The 15,979-nt window shown below is 58.2% G+C and carries 11 protein-coding genes and 1 pseudogene; 8 read left to right on the forward strand and 4 right to left on the reverse strand.

Translation table 11 applies throughout. The features are described 5' to 3' along the window. Positions 1-43 precede the first annotated feature (43 nt). Positions 44-2,134 (forward strand): glycosyltransferase family 2 protein, encoded by a 2,091-nt coding sequence (locus tag C8J47_RS18155; RefSeq protein ID WP_121886875.1) that lies wholly within the window; start codon positions 44-46, stop codon positions 2,132-2,134. Positions 2,135-2,147: 13 nt separating this feature from the next. On the opposite strand, the gene C8J47_RS18160 is transcribed toward C8J47_RS18155, so the two are convergent. Further along, on the reverse strand, positions 2,148-3,314 hold the full coding sequence (locus C8J47_RS18160; protein WP_121886876.1) for a polysaccharide biosynthesis/export family protein: 1,167 nt from the start codon (positions 3,312-3,314) through the stop codon (positions 2,148-2,150). A 124-nt stretch (positions 3,315-3,438) separates the two neighbouring features. Beyond that, complete coding sequence (locus C8J47_RS18165) at positions 3,439-4,101, reverse strand: ABC transporter ATP-binding protein (RefSeq protein WP_121886877.1); 663 nt, start codon at positions 4,099-4,101, stop codon at positions 3,439-3,441. Between the two features lie 117 nt (positions 4,102-4,218). Here C8J47_RS18165 and C8J47_RS18170 point away from each other — a divergent pair, with 117 nt between their 5' ends. Genes C8J47_RS18170 through C8J47_RS18180 form a run of 3 tightly spaced genes read left to right on the forward strand, consistent with a single transcriptional unit; the run spans position 4,219 to position 7,962 of the window. Beyond that, entirely contained in the window at positions 4,219-5,370 is a 1,152-nt protein-coding gene (locus C8J47_RS18170) for a glycosyltransferase family 1 protein (protein ID WP_147454369.1), read from the forward strand. After that, positions 5,327-6,697: a glycosyltransferase family 1 protein gene (locus C8J47_RS18175; protein WP_259467641.1), complete on the forward strand. Its 1,371-nt coding sequence runs from the start codon at positions 5,327-5,329 to the stop codon at positions 6,695-6,697. The genes C8J47_RS18170 and C8J47_RS18175 overlap by 44 nt, the downstream gene beginning before the upstream one ends. Continuing rightward, on the forward strand, positions 6,694-7,962 hold the full coding sequence (locus C8J47_RS18180) for a hypothetical protein (protein WP_121886879.1): 1,269 nt from the start codon (positions 6,694-6,696) through the stop codon (positions 7,960-7,962). The genes C8J47_RS18175 and C8J47_RS18180 overlap by 4 nt, the downstream gene beginning before the upstream one ends. Positions 7,963-7,979: 17 nt before the next feature. On the opposite strand, the gene C8J47_RS18185 is transcribed toward C8J47_RS18180, so the two are convergent. Both C8J47_RS18185 and C8J47_RS18190 read right to left on the reverse strand, forming a co-directional pair. Further along, the gene (locus tag C8J47_RS18185; protein ID WP_259467642.1) at positions 7,980-9,152 is read right to left on the reverse strand and encodes a lipopolysaccharide biosynthesis protein; all 1,173 of its coding nucleotides are present in this window, start codon (positions 9,150-9,152) and stop codon (positions 7,980-7,982) included. 51 nt (positions 9,153-9,203) lie between these two features. Next, positions 9,204-10,064, reverse strand: a complete 861-nt coding sequence (locus C8J47_RS18190; RefSeq protein WP_259467643.1) for an ABC transporter permease — start codon at positions 10,062-10,064, stop codon at positions 9,204-9,206. A gap of 652 nt (positions 10,065-10,716) precedes the next feature. Here C8J47_RS18190 and C8J47_RS18195 point away from each other — a divergent pair. The 4 genes and pseudogenes from C8J47_RS18195 to C8J47_RS18210 all read left to right on the forward strand — a co-directional run bounded on the left by C8J47_RS18195 (position 10,717) and on the right by C8J47_RS18210 (position 15,973). Continuing rightward, the gene (locus C8J47_RS18195) at positions 10,717-13,284 is read left to right on the forward strand and encodes a glycosyltransferase (RefSeq protein WP_121886882.1); all 2,568 of its coding nucleotides are present in this window, start codon (positions 10,717-10,719) and stop codon (positions 13,282-13,284) included. Positions 13,285-13,519: 235 nt separating this feature from the next. Continuing rightward, positions 13,520-13,687, forward strand: a pseudogene (locus tag C8J47_RS18200) (transposase); the annotation flags it as partial. A gap of 217 nt (positions 13,688-13,904) precedes the next feature. After that, positions 13,905-14,552 (forward strand): outer membrane protein, encoded by a 648-nt coding sequence (locus C8J47_RS18205; RefSeq protein WP_056056120.1) that lies wholly within the window; start codon positions 13,905-13,907, stop codon positions 14,550-14,552. 212 nt (positions 14,553-14,764) lie between these two features. Continuing rightward, positions 14,765-15,973: a glycosyltransferase family 1 protein gene (locus tag C8J47_RS18210; protein ID WP_259467644.1), complete on the forward strand. Its 1,209-nt coding sequence runs from the start codon at positions 14,765-14,767 to the stop codon at positions 15,971-15,973. Positions 15,974-15,979 lie beyond the last annotated feature (6 nt).

Raw genomic sequence — 15,979 nt, forward strand, 5'->3', positions numbered from 1 at the left:
CTAGGTCAAAACCGGACTTTAGACGAGTTGGGGTTTGTGCGGAATGCTGCAATGGGGTTTAGCGCGACAGCGCCTTGCGGCCGCGCGGCATGCAGCACGGGCCGGGACGTGGCCGGAAGCGGCAAAGGCGTATGCAGCCTTCCTGGATGTCCGCCCGCGCAACGCAGCCGCCTGGGTGCAATATGGCCATGCCCAGAAGGCGATTGGGGAGCTCGCCGGCGCGCGTAGCGCTTACGAGCGTGCGATTGCTCTTGCGCCAAATGTTCCTGATACCTGGCTTCAACTTGCGGCGGTGCTGCGCCGTCTCGGCGATCGAACAGCCGCGATCGATTGCTGCGTACGCGCGCTGACGATCGATCCGAACTTCGAGGCTGCAACCGAAGAGTTGCTTGGGCTCGGCGGGCGTGACCGACTGCCTGGCGGTATTTCGCATCACCAAGGCGATGAGAATGTTCCAGGACAGGCGCCATGGTTGGAGGCGCTGGTGAAAGCCCAGACCGGTGACGTGTACGCGCCCGCGCGCTATCATGAATATCGTCGTTCGTTGACTATTCCGACCCCACCGGCACGGCCCCGCCTCGACCAACCTATTGCGGTTATGATCGATGCACAGGCGGCGCTGCCGGTCGATGTCCGCGCGACGCTTTCGAGCCTGCGCGACCAAACTGACCCATCATGGACAGCGGTCGTGATAGGACCCGCAACGATCGGCGATCATTCAATTGCCAGCCTAGCGGCGCTCGACCCGCGCATTGTCTTTGTGCAGTCCTCCGTATCACCGACTACAAGCTACATGCTGCTGGCACGTGCCGGAACCGTACTCGACCGACAGGCGATTGCCTGGTTTTCTTATACCGCCGCACACACCGGATGCTGCGCAGCTTATGCAGATCACGATCACTGCATCGATGACTGGCGTACCGGGCGGCGTCATGACACGCCGCTATTTCAACCGATGTTTGATCCCGACTGGTTCGCGGACGCAGACATGTGCCCGGCCTTGCTGCTTATCAATTCCGCCAATTTTGATATCACGCTCGAAGCATCTCTCCAGCGCCTGCGCAAAGGGCGAAACGAAGTCGCGCATATTCCGCTGTTGCTCGCATCTATAAAGGCAATGTCGCTACAGGCCCTGCGTGCCCAAGCCGAGCCCGCGTATGCCGGGCAAACTCATGCTCACCCAACGGTGCCGCGGCTCCTCAAAGCATCATCGCACCAAATTCACGTTGTAATTCAAACTCGTGATGCACCCGAACTGCTGCGCGACGCAATCGACAGCCTGCATCGGCTCGCGGCACGGCCAGACCTGCTTCGTATCACGATTGTCGATAATCGCAGTAACCTGCCATCCACCGCGCGCTTACTGGCACGGTATGCAGCGCGCGGGATAGCCCATACGATTGCGCTCGATGAACCGTTCAACTGGTCGCGCGCCAACAACCTTGCAGTTGCGGACAGCGATGCCCCTGTCCTGCTGTTCCTCAACAACGACACCACCAGTCTGACCTCTGGCTGGGATGCGGCACTTCACGACATACTGGCCGATCCCGACGTTGGCGCAGTTGGTGCGATGCTGCTTTATCCGGACCAGAGCATCCAGCATGCCGGAATGATCTTCGGCATCGGCAGCGGCGGACCGGTTCACGAGGGTATAGGTCATTCGGCCCGGGATCGCGGACCCAGCGGGCGCTGGAGCCGTGCCCGCAGCGCCGCAGCCGTTACCGGCGCGTTCCTCGCAGTGCGGCGCCACGTGTTCGAGGATATTGGCGGGTTCGATGCCGTCGAGCTCTCGATCGCGTTCAATGATGTCGATCTGTGCCTGCGAATTCGCGAAGCAGGCTATCGGGTCATTCAGACGCCGACTATTCGCCTGATTCATCATGAGTCCAAGACCCGCGGGTTGAACGTTACACGCAGCCAAGTCGCCTGGGACCTGGAAGAGCTAGCAGTGGTGCATCGCCGCTGGGGTGCGGCCTTGTTCGAGGACCCCGGCTACAACCCACATTGGACACGGATCGGCCAGCCGTTCGACGGCTATCGCTTTCCCTCGTTGAGCGAGACGCTGAGCCACATCGAACGCAGCGCGCGCGCGGATCCTTGGCAGGTAACCGCGCACGCTAGCGTTGATGGGTGATGGGCGGCTCAGATCAGTTCGTGATTTGCCGGGCGGTGATAAACGGCGCGAACAGCTGATTGATGATGCCGAACAGCTTGGCTGGCTGGTTGGCGCGGGCATTAGCGATGTAAATCACGTCCTTGTCTTTCATGACGAAACGCTGGGCCAGAAAATAGCTCTCGGGTTTCAGCATGTTGACACGGTAGATGATCGGCTCCTCCAGCCCTGAGGCGGGCTGAACGCTGTAGCGAAACAAGAAGATCGCCGACGGATCCGCACTGGCATCACTCGGCCCTCCGACACGTGCGAGCGCTTCTGCAAGTGAGACCTGTGCGGTGTCGAACGGCATCTGTGAAATTTTGGCGACCGCGCCGAACACCGTGTAGGTTCGTGCGCTTCGGATCAATTCGATGCGATCTCCCGGGATCAGCACCAGATCGTCCGCCGAGTTCGACCGGATCGTGCCAAGCCGCGCTTCCGCGACATTCGAGCCCCGCACGAAGCGCACAAGCATGTCCTCAACGGTACTGGTACCGCTCAGGACGCTGCCGCCCGCGCTGGCAATGGCGTCGAGCAGGCGTTCGCGGCTTAGCGTCAGTTTGAATCGTCCCGGTTTGTTGACGGAGCCCGAGACAAACACCGTATTGGCGACATTCTCCTTGATTGCCACCATCGCACGTGGATCCTGCGATTTACCTCGCAGGCCCGCGACGATGCGCTGTTCAGCTTGGTCGACCGTTAAGCCACCGACCTGGACCTGGCCTAGATAGGGCAGCGTCACCTGACCTGCGGCGTCGACCACCGTTTCAGGAAAAACTTCGCCGCGCGCCGATGGATCAAAGCTTCCGCCGGCAGCGGAACGCATACCGCCCCCGAACAACGAAACACCGACTTCATATATTGAAATCGAGAGCACATCCCCCGGGCCGATCAGATCGACGCGACGCTCCTCGGCCAGCGACGCCAGCGTGGGACCAGCGACGTGCCCGTCCTGCGACGCGGTGTTGAGCGCGGCTACAGCATTGCTGTCGAGGTTGATGATGCGAAACTTGACCGGACTGTCTGTAGCCTGCGATCGCTTGACGATCGTACCGGCGGTCGGACCATTTGACGGCAATGTCGAGCATCCCGCCAAGGCAAACGAGACGGCGCACGCAACGAAGCCGCAAAATCGCCGATCTGGCACAGGCAAAGGCATTAGGGTCGTATTCCTGGTTGGGCGAGCATAAGCAGTGGCGGCGAGACACCTTCCACTCGGATGTGCAACCACGCCTTTAGCAAAGGCACGCGCAATTGCTACCGAGCAAAGAGGCAGTGCGTGCCTACATGCCGCGAGATTGGAGTTGGTGGTGCACCGCGGACGCTTCCTCGATCGTATCGTAATGGACCAGCGCTCCCCCATAGAGAACTGCACCGCGTCGACAATATGAGAGCAAGGTCGCTGGATCGTGCGAGATCATGATCAGCGTTGCATTGTCGCGGCGCGATAGCAGCGCATCGCGCGAGCGTTTTCCGAAGCGTTCGTCGCCCGCGGCAGTGACCTCGTCGACAAGATAACAATCAAATTCGATCGCCAGGCTGATCCCGAAAGCCAGGCGGGCGCCCATTCCGGCCGAATAGGTCTGCACCGGCTGATGCAGATAAGCCCCCAGCTGTGCGAAATCTTCAACAAAATCGAGCAGTTCCTGCTCGGGCCGATCGTAAATCCGCGCAATGAAACGGGCGTTGTCGGCACCCGTCAGGCTTGTCTGAAAGACGTTGCTATAGCCTATGGGCCAAGAGGTCGTCATTGATCGGATCACGCGCCCCGACGTCGGCTGCTCGACGCCCGCGATCAAGCGCATCAACGTCGATTTTCCAGCACCATTGGCCCCGCAGATGCCAATCGAGTCCCCCTTCTCGATGGTGAAATTCAAGTCGGCAAAAACCAGTTTCTCGAACTTGCGGATATGATAGCTCTTGGAAACATGCTCGAAACGGATCATCGAAGGGTCCAGGCAGGCAGCGCATGCGCCACTATGGCGTTATGGTAACGCTGGCTCGATACAGGCGCGTCCAACAATAAGAAAGCCGCAACGCATTTGCCTGTCGATACCGCTCGCTTGCCGATCCCGATCCTTACCGATGCCCGCTCGCTGAACGGTGGAACGGGTGTATCGACCTATGCGCGGGGCTTGGCTGCGGCGCTGCCACACCTCACCGATCAGCCGCTGCTGTTGAAGGCGAGCACAACGAACAACAGGGCCGTTCGTTGGCTTAACGCGGTCAGCCCAAGGACACGGCCGCTCGTCTATGATGCTATGGGTTCGCTGTCGGCACGAGACGTGTTTCGCAACGCGCATGTTCATTTTTCGACATGGGGAAGGCTGCTTCGGCTCTCGAGCGACCTTCCACCTGGGATCGCGCACTGGACCTACCCGGTTCCATTGGTGCTCGACGGCTGGATCAACCTCTACACGGTGCATGATGCCATCCCGCTTGACGCACCAGAGCTGACGTCGATTGACCCACGGCGGCATCGCGCGGTGCTCGATCGCATCCAGCAGGAGGCCGCGCGTCTGGTTACCGTTTCAGACAGCGCACGCGTGTCGATCGTGACAGCACTCGGATGTGCGCCTGATTTTGTCGTCAATGCCGGACAGGCGGTCGACGTAACCGACACCCCCCGGATGCCCATTCCGGCCGCTCTTCGGCGCAAAGGCTATTTGCTCGTGGTTGGTTCGATCGAGCCCCGTAAGAACGTCGCCAAATTACTCGCTGGCTACCGCGCAAGTGGTACGACATTGCCGCTAGTTCTGGCTGGTCCCGACGGCTGGCAGGCGGAACCAATCCTGCGCGAAATCCGTGCCACACCGGGCGCCGTACGTTTACCCTATCAGACCCGCGGCGAGCTTCTGGGTCTTATCGAAGGCGCGCGCGCGCTGCTGTTTCCCTCCCTTGCGGAGGGTTTTGGCCTGCCAGTCATCGAAGCGATGGCACTGGGCACGGCGGTAATGACCAGTGAATTGGGGGCTCTCGCCGAAGTGGCTGGAGGTGCGGCCCGATTGGTGAACCCGCACGATATCACTTCGATGGCAGCGGCAATCGAAGAGTTGAGCCGCAACGACGCCATGATCGACGCGCTTGGGTCAGCCGGCTTGGTCCGTGCAGATGCTTTTACCGCCAACCGGTTCGTCGAGGGACTCCGTAGCCTGTATGTCGATGCGTTGCGTGGGACTCGACCTCAGGGTAGGGGAAAACCTCTCGATCTTTAAAACAGGCACGCAACGGTTGCGCATCGGCATAGACGGCTACAATCTGGCGATGCCATGGGGAACCGGGATTGCGAGCTACGGCCGCAGCTTGGTCGAAACACTAACCGCGATGGGCCACGAGACCGACGGGATCTTTGGGCTCGATGTCGCAGGACCGGTGCAAGAGCGCGAGGCGTTGTTCTATGATCGCCTGGCACGACCGCCCAAGCATACCATCAACAAATTCGGTATACGCCGGGCTACCACCATCGCTCGCATGCTGCGAGGACCGGTCGCCCAGCTTGTCCCGCCTGGGGGTGTCGATACGCGACCGTTTGCCGAGCGCATGCCTCGCTTCGATCGACTATGGAGCAGCCCTTTTCTGTTCGAGCGCGCGCACGCTTATTTTCGTACGACACGACAATTCGTCCGACTGCGCATCCCGCAGCCGCCGGCCATCATGCACTGGACCTATCCGGTGCCGGTGGTGCTCGAAGGCGCACGTAACATCTATACCATCCATGACGTGGTGCCGCTGCGGCTGCCGTCGGCGACGCTCGACGACAAACGGCAATTTCGCGCGCTGGTGCAAGGCTGCATAAAGCATGCTGCACAACTATGTACCGTATCCGAGACAAGTCGGCGCGATATAGTGGATTTGTTCGACGTAAATCCTGACCATGTGTCGAATACCTATCAGATCTCGCCAATCGATGATGGCCTACTGGCAGAAAATCCCGCTGAATCGGCACGCTTGATAGAGGCGCTGTTCGGACTGAAGCGCGATGGCTATTTCCTATTCTACGGAGCGATTGAGCCCAAGAAGAATCTTGGACGCCTCATCGAGGCCTATCTCTCGCTTGAGCTCGATACGCCACTGGTAATCGTCGCGGGCCGATCGTGGCAAAGCCAACCCGAGCTAGTCCTGCTTCCTCGCCCGGATGATCTCGCGAGCCCCCGCCACGCCCATCTCGAGCGAAGAATTATCCAGATCGATTATTTGCCCCGTCACTTGCTGCTGAGGCTGTTGCGCGGGGCACGGGCGCTGACTTTCCCCTCGCTCTACGAAGGCTTCGGGCTTCCCGCCAATGAGGCCATGTTATTGGGCGTGCCGGTGTTGGCAGCTGATACCGCATCGCTACCGGAAATCGCCGGGGATGCTGCACTGTTGGTCGACCCTTACGATGTATCCGCTATCGCGAGCGGTTTGCGCAAGCTCGATACGGACGCTGGCCTGCGTGCAGAGCTCGCGAAACGCGGGCCGGTCCAGGCACAACGCTTTTCACCTGCACGGTACAAAATGCACCTTGCCGACTTATATGATCGAACGATGAGCCATACCGCATGATTGATGAAGCCGATGAGATCGCACGGGAAGCCGAACGCGCGGCTTGGGAGCGTGATCGGTATACGCCGTTGCCACTCGACCCGTTTGGATCAATGCCGCAATGGGCCAGCCGACTGCCGGGGCTTGGCCGAGATCAGCCCGCGCCAGATCCGGCCTATGTCTTCGCGACGATGATCGTGCGGCCAGCGCTTGGCCCGGTGACGTTCAGCATCGTCTTTCACGATCTGGTCGCATCGCATGGCACCCTGGTACTACAGATCGTCGCGAAGCCGGCGCACCTGCGCAATGCGCCGCAGCCGGTCGAGACCCGCAGTGTCGCATTGGCTGACCTCGCTGCGAACGGCGGCATCGCTCATATGCAAGTCCTAAGCCGCAAGAATATGTTCTACGCAGTTAGCGGTTACATCTATGACGAGACCGACGCGCTTGCGAGTGCAATCAGCGTTTCGCTCGACCGGCGCGAAGAGTCAGATCCGGAATGGGAAGTTTCAGGTGCGGGCTCTCAAGTCCGTTTCGCGAAGGCCAATCCACCGCCTTTGCGTGCCCAGCCCGAACTGGTTACCGTTTCGGACCCGACGCTCGCAACCCCGGTATCGCAACCGATGACGGTACGGCAGTTCGGCGAACGGAGCTTCACGACCTGGATGTCAGCGCTCGATTCCGCTCCCGAACGGACCGGTGAGGCTTGGCAGGACGCTTATGTTCTGCAGGCATTGCAGTATTATGGCGCCCCGGTGAGCGGGGGGCATGGCCTTGGCATAGAAACGCGGCCGAGCCTGCTACCGACTTATTTCACAAGCCAGCAGTGCGCTATCCTCTCGGCATCGGTGTCAGACACCCCGCACGGGGATGATCCCGATGCGCTGGGCGGCGTGCCGGACGCGGAAGGTGTAGAGCGAATAGAGCTGAATGGCCTGTCGATACCCGAGGACATCGTCGATTTCGATTTTCTCTGGACCAACGGCCTGCCCGGGGTGCGAGGCGGACGCGAGGCATTTCCCCACCTTGTGCTCGACTGCATGCGATGTCTTAAGCTCGATGGTATCGCGATACACCTTTTTGACTATGAAGGTATGCATGCGGGGCAGTATCGCGCGGTTCCAAGCGGCCTTGCCTATACGCGCGGGGAAATCGAGCGGATCGCGTTATCATTAATCGCGCAAGGCCAAGAAATTGCCCAACTGACCTTTGCCGCCGACGATCAGCGCCGTGCCAACCACGAAAAACCCGTGCCGTTCGGACTGATTGCTCGCCGGCGACGTTAAGTCGCCGGCATTGCGGATCAGAGGGCATGTTCCTTGACGCCCGCAGCCAGCAGCCAGCCGATACTGTAGACCAGCAGCAAGGCAAGAAATACCGTCAGAACAATCCGCCCGCGCTCGGGGTATTCTGACTTCACGGGCATATTGGCTTCGACCACTTTGACCAGATACAGTTGCTGACGCTGCGCCCGGTCCCTCGCCTGCTCATACGCGGCCGCTGCGGCCTCGTAGCGTTTGCCGACAAATTCCTGGCGCAAGCGCAAATTTTCATATCCTCCAAGGTCTCTCGCAATCGATCCGCCGCCACCGCCGCTGGTCAACCGACCGGATTGCGCCGCAAGCTGCGATTGAAGCGAACGCACTTGGCGTTGCATCGCAATATATTGCGGGCTGGAATGGCTGACAAAGGCTCCCATCGTTTCCAATTGCGACTGCGCCGCCGCAAGATTTCCGCGCAACGTGGAAACCAGGCCAATCTGCGCTTTGCCCGAACCTTCGGGATCAATGTCCGCTTGCGACTGTCGGAAGTCGGTAAGCGTGGTCTGAACGTCCGCAACCGCACTTTCCGCCAAATCCAGCTGACGGCGCGCCGACGCGATCCCGTCGGTATAACTACGGGCGTTCAGCAGGTTCACACGCTGCTCACCCATCTTCATCAGTCGCTGGATGATATCATAGCTATCTCCAGGACGAAATGCACGGACGGTCAATACAGCAATGCCCGTATCGCGATTGTTGAGTACTAAGACCTTACCCTTATAATATTTAAGCAGTTTTTCGGGCGTAGGATTAGGTGTACTCAATCGGCTAAAAAAGTCGGCTTCGGGGCGCCGAAAGCGATCGACTAGATCGATGTCGCGATTAAGCTTTGTAACAGCGTCATGCGATTGAAGGTAATCTGCGACACTGACTGCCTCACCTTGCGATTGTGTCATCCCGCCGGCTAAGCCGATCAAACTACCAAAACCCGTAGGAGATGCTGTCGCACCCTCGGATGAGCGAATCATGAAATGCGCTTCAGACTCATACTGGTCCGCTGCTACCAAATAAAAGTAAGCTGCCACTAATAAAGTAGGCAGCATAACGATCGATAGAAAGCTACGCCGCTTGTAAAGCCAAGCAACAAAATGTGAGAATAGACTGGGTCTATCTTCAACGCTCGTTTCGATAACCGGCGCGAAAATACCATGCATGTTCATTTTAAAATCTCGAGCCGTGCAGAGGAGTATTTGTAGCAGATCGGGTCACGTCATATGTATCCGGTGTTTTACCGCACGGATCATAAGTAGTCCGACTAGATTCAGTCCCAAAATCCACGCGTTGATGTAGGTGTAATTGACATACTCAAGCGTCGCCGACTCAAACTGCCCGTATCGTACAAGCTCGAATATCTGCGGAAACGGGTTGTATAATAGATAGTCACGATATGGCTGCGGCACCCATATGACTTGATAGAAGGCGCCGGAGAGGGGTATCATAAAATATGTAAATAAGTGAACGAGTCGTTCCAGTGTTCGATTTTCGTACGTTCCGCCAATGATAATATTGGCAATTCCGAATGAAAAAAGAAAAACGTACAATACGCCAAGGAGCAGGCTCAGCGGTCTAACCGGTAGGCTCGCATATCCCATTGGAATAATGAGTCCCAGCAAGACGGTGAAAGCCATGAACGTTCCCGCAGCCTCCAATATCGCGCGTGCAAAAGAGATGTCGAACACGGTGACCATTCGATGATACAGTAGCGGCGCATTGCCATGCAGCGCACCTTCGGCGCGATTAACAATGCCCCGGAACATGATGAAAATGGTGTAACCGCAAACAGTAAGTGCGATTGGACTAATCTCACCGTCATGCGACGCCTGCCCGCTGTGCATCAGAGCGATAACGCTGCCAAGCATCAACGGCTCGCCGAACAGCCACAAATATCCGATATTTTCGCGTCCATAACGCGTGTGCAATTCGCGCATTAGGATGGCGCCAATAACACGCATCTGTACGGAAAATGCCTGCGCGAAGTTTGTCAACTTAAAATCACTTGCAGTTATAAGTTTCACACGGCAACCTCGTAAGGAGCGCGCCATATCAAGTGAATACGGCTTTGCCAATGTCGTTGCCCCTTGCAGGCCTGACGGGGCCTCGCGAATGTCGCGGTACGTTCCCTAGGAGGTCGTTGGCCTCGAGTGCGGTGCGGGCGTCCCTTATCGTATGGGCATTCCGCCGGTGGAGGGGGGGGGCGATAGAGCCTTGCGCATTTTGCTGGGGGGCACGCAGGACCCCGCTGGGCGTTCAGATCCCCGCTGTCGAAGCAGAAGTAGCCCGTACAATTTAACGACGCGCTCTACGCGTTTCGGGTCGGGTTCTCGACGCTCTGTCTTCGGCCTGCTTACAGCGAAGCATGACCACGGCGATGGCAATGGGCCGGTAGATCATGGATCGGTAAGTTCGGCGACCAGAGCGTGAATGTCGGTGACCGACGACCCGCCCTTTTCTTGCGGATACGTCACCTTGACGATCCAAACCTGTCTCTTCCGGTACCTACCGCCTCGGTACCGACCACGAGGAGCAATTTCGCTCTCCTTGTGAGCCGTTCGTACCGCCAGCCATATGGCTCAATTCATATATGGTGACGAGCTGGCGCCGCGGCGTTCAGGTGGGCATCTCACCGCGCCCACCGCGTCTGAAGCTTGGCTATTACAAGCGCCCACTCTAAAGCCAATCAGTTCGAGATAGAGCGGTTGCACGAATACGGAGGACAGATTGTTCAAAAAAACGCTCGGCAAGATTCTGAAACGAAAGAGTTTTCTGAATGATGCCGTTGGCAGTGACGCACGTGAGCGCAATCCGTTTCGGATCGCGGGCGATAATGCGCGTGATCTCCGCAATTGGCGCGCCGCCGCTGATAACTACACCAAGTATCTGCACCAATATCCGGATGATTTTGACATTTGGGTTCAGCTTGGTCACGCGGAGAAGGAGGCCGGGGCATTTGACGGCGCAGAGGCGGCGTATCGGCAAGCGTTGGTGCTCGATCCCAACGATGCCGATTTGCTTTTGAATTTTGGAAGTTTTTACAGGAGGATGGGCGACCTCGAAACCGCGGCTGAAATGATCCGCCGCAGTTTCGAAGTTGATCGCAACCGGCCGGCTGGTGCCGAACTCGAACGATCGATCTTTCAACCGTATCTAGCGAATGCCGAAAAACACGTCGCTCGTACGAAACTTCGGCCACGCGCCGCGGAGGTTGTCGGACCTCGCGTTCGTTCCATCGGTGCAGTCGACTCTACTCACGGTTGGACAATTTCAGGTTGGGCCGTGGACCCCGATGCCCCTAACGAGCCCGCTGAAGTGGCATTTTTCCTCGACGGAGCATTGATCGATAGCTGTGTGATGCACCGCTTTCGTTCTGACATCGACTTGCTCGGGCATGGATCCCCTCTCGCGGGCTTCAGCGTCGACCTGGATTTAGATTACGGCAAGCAGAAAAGTTATACCGTCTCAGCACGCTTGGCCAGAAGCGGACAGGAACTGTTGGACTCTCCGGTTATAATGTCCGCACCTGTCGAATATGCAAATTGGGTTTGCCGAAAGGCCGATACAAAGGGCGATGTTCTAGAGCTTGTCCGTCGCAAATTCGCCAGTGAAACGGCAGGCGAGCTGCTTTCAATTGTCATGCCTGTCTATAATACGCCAATTTTGTGGCTAAGGCAGGCGCTTACCAGCGTTGCCGAGCAGTGGTGTGAAAATTGGGAGCTGATTTGTGTCGATGATTGCTCACCTAACTCAGACGTACGAGATGTGCTTGATGAATTCTCAGCTCGGGATTCCCGATTCCGCACTATAAGACTTGAAGTCAATAGCGGAATATCTAGCGCAACTAACGCTGGTATCTTGAGTGCCAAAGGTAACTATGTCGCCTTTATGGACCACGATGACTATCTTGAGCCCGATGCCGTATACCGTATGCTGCAAGCGGGTCAAAAGCGTCCAGAACTAATTTATTCGGATGAGGCCATTACTGGCGATAGTATCGCTACTATACAGCACTTTGTTGCAAGAAGTGCGTTTTCATACGACTATTATTTATCGCATCCCTATTTTGTGCATTTCGTCGCCGTCCGTGCCGACGTGGCGCGGGCCGTATTGCTAGATGAAACGCTAAAAATATCTGCGGACGTAGATTTTGTTCTGCGGGTTATCGAGAAATCCTCGAATATAGCACATGTTCCCTCCTTCCTCTATCGATGGCGTACTCACAAGACGAGTACCGGGCACGCACGTAAGTCCGAGGTAACGGCAGCCACTATCGGTGTGCTTAAGCGCCATCTTGAACGATCGGGCGTGCAGGCCAATGTCTCGCCGGGGCTTGGTTTTAACAATTATCGTATCGATTTCCATGATGATCGCGGAAAGACGATGATCGTCATTCCGACAAAAAATCGAGGCGATTTGCTTAAGGCCTGTATTGATTCGATTCTAAAGACGTCATCCACAGATAACGTGGATATTCTGGTGATCGATCATGAGTCCACAGATAAGGCGACATGTAGATATCTGGCATCTCTCAATGGCGTCGCTACAGTTTTGCCATATTCCGGGCCTTTCAATTATGCGCGAATGCATAATTACGCGCTTGAGCATATTTCCGAGGATTATAAATATCTTCTGTTCATGAATAATGACGTGGAAGCGATCGATGCCGGCTGGCTCGAGCATATGAGAGGATTGGCAGGTCGAAGCGATGTCGGTGTCGTCGGTGCGACGTTGCTGTATGGCAATCTTACGATTCAGCATTCCGGCGTAGTGATGTCTCTTGGCGATCTAGTCGACCATGCGCATAAGTTTCTCCCATTCGAGGTCGATGGGGAACGCAATCGCGGATATAATCTAAGCTTGAGTTCTACGAGAGACTATTCGGCGGTTACGGGTGCGTGCATGATGATGCGGCGGGATGTATTCGCCGGTATAGGGGGGTTCGATGAAACCTTTGCCGTTGGATATAATGATACAGATTTGTGCCTGAGGATTGGGTCGCTTGGCCTAAAAATCCTGAATGACCCGTACGCTGTCCTATATCACCATGAGTCGGCAACGCGTCTCGATACCGACCATATGAAACATCCGGAGGATGCCAAGCGCTTGATTGCACGCTGGTCCGATATGCTTGCGGCAGGCGATCCTTTTTATAATCCGTTGTTGGTTCCACGTCCCGCAGAAGATCATTCGGTTCGCAAGATACAGGATATTTATGCGCCGCCGCGAATCCGTGCCGTCAATCCGGTGATAAAGTCATCGTCGACGGCGCGGCCGGAAAAATTCGCGGTATGAAATCCGTGATGTGATATGGATAGCTAGGTGTCGATGCTCGTGTTGCTCGACACCGCAGTAGGGAGCGGGATCTTGCATGCGTTGATCATGGTCCGTTTCCTGCGGGTCCGCTTATCCCAGGCTCAAACTCAGGTCATGCTCTTGATTTGAATGAATCTTCCTGATGCACAGCGGCTGTGCTGGTGGGACGCGACGGGTGGCGTTGTTCCGTTTGTCGGACAGGGCGTGAGCAGCGATCGAGCCGTACCTGCCCAAGAACCAACCTGGTGTTCGTCGGGTTGATGACCGACGGGTTATTTCGGAGATTGTGCATGGGCTGAAGGTCGGCTGTCGCTGGTGCGATTGCCCGACAGACCCGCCGCCGACAATCTGCAATCGCGTCGATCGCCGGTTACCGCGCGGGAATTCGCTGTTGTTTGAGCGGTCGATTGAATGGCGGAACCTGACCGTCAGGTCAGATGAGAAAATAAAAGCAGGGCCAAACGAAAATATCGCGTATCAGGCGGCGTGGCGAACCTGTGGCCCAAAAGTCACGCTTCGATTATTCTATGTTAGGCGGGGAACGTCCCGCCAGCGCCACGGTTTCAACGTCGTCTACCGTACCAATCAAGGATGTTTACATGCGTAAAATCGTTGCGCTCTGCGCGATCGCGGGCTTTGCGGCCGTTGCTACCCCGGCCCTCGCACAGGATGCGACGCCGGACACGACCCAGACCACAACCGATACCGGCCCGACCTCGTTCCGCGGTTTCCGCATCGAAGGTAACGCTGGTGGCGATCGCTTCCAGTCGCAGGGCCGCCACGACGACAAGTTCGGCTACGGCGCGAGCATCGGCTTCGACGGCCAGATCGGCGAGCGGATCGTGATCGGGCCGGAAGCGACCTATTGGCGTTCGAGCGGTTTCGGTGAAAACTGCACCGCCGGCGTTTCGGGCGGGTCGATCTGCCACAAGTCGTTCGAGGAATATGGCGTCGGCGTCCGCGCAGGCGTTCTGGTCGCACCGCAGCTCCTCGTGTTCGCCAAGGGCGGTTACGTCACCAACGAGCAGCGCAAGCGCTTCGACGCACCGGCAGGCCAGACGAGCTTCTACAACCACTTCAACACCGACGGCTATCAGGTCGGCGGTGGCGTTGAAGCCTCGATGGCGAACCGCTTCCAGGGCCCGCTCTCGGGTCTCTACGTCAACGCGCAGTATGTCTACTCGCAGTATGACGACCACACCTCGCGCCAGCGCGTGATGGGCGGCATCGGTATCCGCTTCAAGTAAGCGGTTGACGCCATCGGCGGTCTCGACCGCCGATGGCGTCGCTTTGCCGACAGGCAATCTGCCGCTAGGGACGATCTCCCTAGCGGCAGCCGTGGCATTCCTCGGTGAGCCACATTCCGACGTGGTCCTGCGTCGGGTTTCGAGGACAGATACGTGCAATTTCCCTACCGGGCCTTTGGCCGGGTCGATCGCAAGATCGACGACCGTCGACCATGACCATGGTTGACCGCCCGCCCGCCCCCGCCCGGAACGACGTTGCCGTGGCGCCCCCCATATTAATCGACGTCAGCCGCTCGATCTGGCGCTACTGGTCCGGTCGGCTGCCGACCGGCATCGATCGCGTGTGCCTGGCGTATGTCGAGCATTTCGGTCCGCGTGCGCAGGCGGTCATCCAGTGGAAGCGACGCCGTATCGTGCTCACCGCGGCCAATTCGCGACGCCTGATGGCGCTGCTGGTCGCGCCGGGGCTTCCATCGCGGCAGAAGCTAGTCGCGGTACTGGGCAAAGCGATCCCGACCGCCTTCGCCAGCGCGCCGCAGCGCGGTCAGCTCTATCTGAATATCGGCCATACCGGGCTGAACGATGACAGCCTGGTGACCTGGATTGCCCACCATGGTCTGCGCGCGGTCCATCTGATCCACGATCTCATTCCGATCGAGACACCCGAATTCTGTCGGCCAGGCGAAGCCGGTCGGCACGTCCAGCGCATGACCAACGCCTTGCGCAGCGCAAGCGGGATCATCGGCAATTCGGAAGCCACGCTGACCGCGTTGCGCGACTTTGCCGCTCAGCATGGTCTCCCCCCCCCGCCGATGGTCGCCGCGTGGCTGGCCGGCGACGTGCTGCCGGCTGAGGTCGCGCCGACGCCCGCCGATCATCCCTATTTTGTGGTCGTCGGTACGATCGAGGGGCGCAAGAACCACCTGCTGCTGCTGCAGGTGTGGAAGCGGCTAGTCGAACGGCTTGGTGACGCGGCCCCGCGCCTGCTGCTGGTTGGGCAACGCGGCTGGGAGGCCGAGGGCGCGTTCGCCTTGCTCGACCGGAGCATCGCGCTGCAGGGCGTGGTGATCGAACGCGGTCGTTGCGACGACCACGAACTGGCGGGGCTGCTGAAGGGCGCGCGCGCGCTGTTGATGCCGTCGTTCGCCGAGGGCTTCGGCATGCCGGTGATCGAGGCGTTGCAGCTCGGTGCGCCGGTGATCGCATCCGACTTGGCCGTGTTCCGTGAGATCGCGGACACGATCCCGACGTTCATCCCGGTCCACGACGCGGGAGAATGGGAGCGCACGATCCTCGATTTCTGTGGTCCCTCCCCCGAACGCGCGCGGCAGATCGCGGCGATGCGCGCATACCGGGCACCAAGCTGGGAGGGCCATTTCGCGATCGTCGAACGCTGGCTGGAAACCCTCCCCGCCCAATAAGATCCC

It is taken from the genome of Sphingomonas sp. PP-F2F-G114-C0414, from assembly GCF_003688595.1.
In the GTDB taxonomy this organism is placed as follows: domain Bacteria; phylum Pseudomonadota; class Alphaproteobacteria; order Sphingomonadales; family Sphingomonadaceae; genus Sphingomonas.

Bases quoted from the DNA above. Each gene is read 5' to 3' on its own strand.
- C8J47_RS18155 (WP_121886875.1), top strand. From the start codon at position 44: ATGCTGCAATGGGGTTTAGCGCGACAGCGCCTTGCGGCCGCGCGGCAT.
- C8J47_RS18160 (WP_121886876.1), bottom strand. From the start codon at position 3,314: ATGCCTTTGCCTGTGCCAGATCGGCGATTTTGCGGCTTCGTTGCGTGC.
- C8J47_RS18165 (WP_121886877.1), bottom strand. From the start codon at position 4,101: ATGATCCGTTTCGAGCATGTTTCCAAGAGCTATCATATCCGCAAGTTC.
- C8J47_RS18180 (WP_121886879.1), top strand. From the start codon at position 6,694: ATGATTGATGAAGCCGATGAGATCGCACGGGAAGCCGAACGCGCGGCT.
- C8J47_RS18185 (WP_259467642.1), bottom strand. From the start codon at position 9,152: ATGCATGGTATTTTCGCGCCGGTTATCGAAACGAGCGTTGAAGATAGA.
- C8J47_RS18205 (WP_056056120.1), top strand. From the start codon at position 13,905: ATGCGTAAAATCGTTGCGCTCTGCGCGATCGCGGGCTTTGCGGCCGTT.
- C8J47_RS18210 (WP_259467644.1), top strand. From the start codon at position 14,765: ATGACCATGGTTGACCGCCCGCCCGCCCCCGCCCGGAACGACGTTGCC.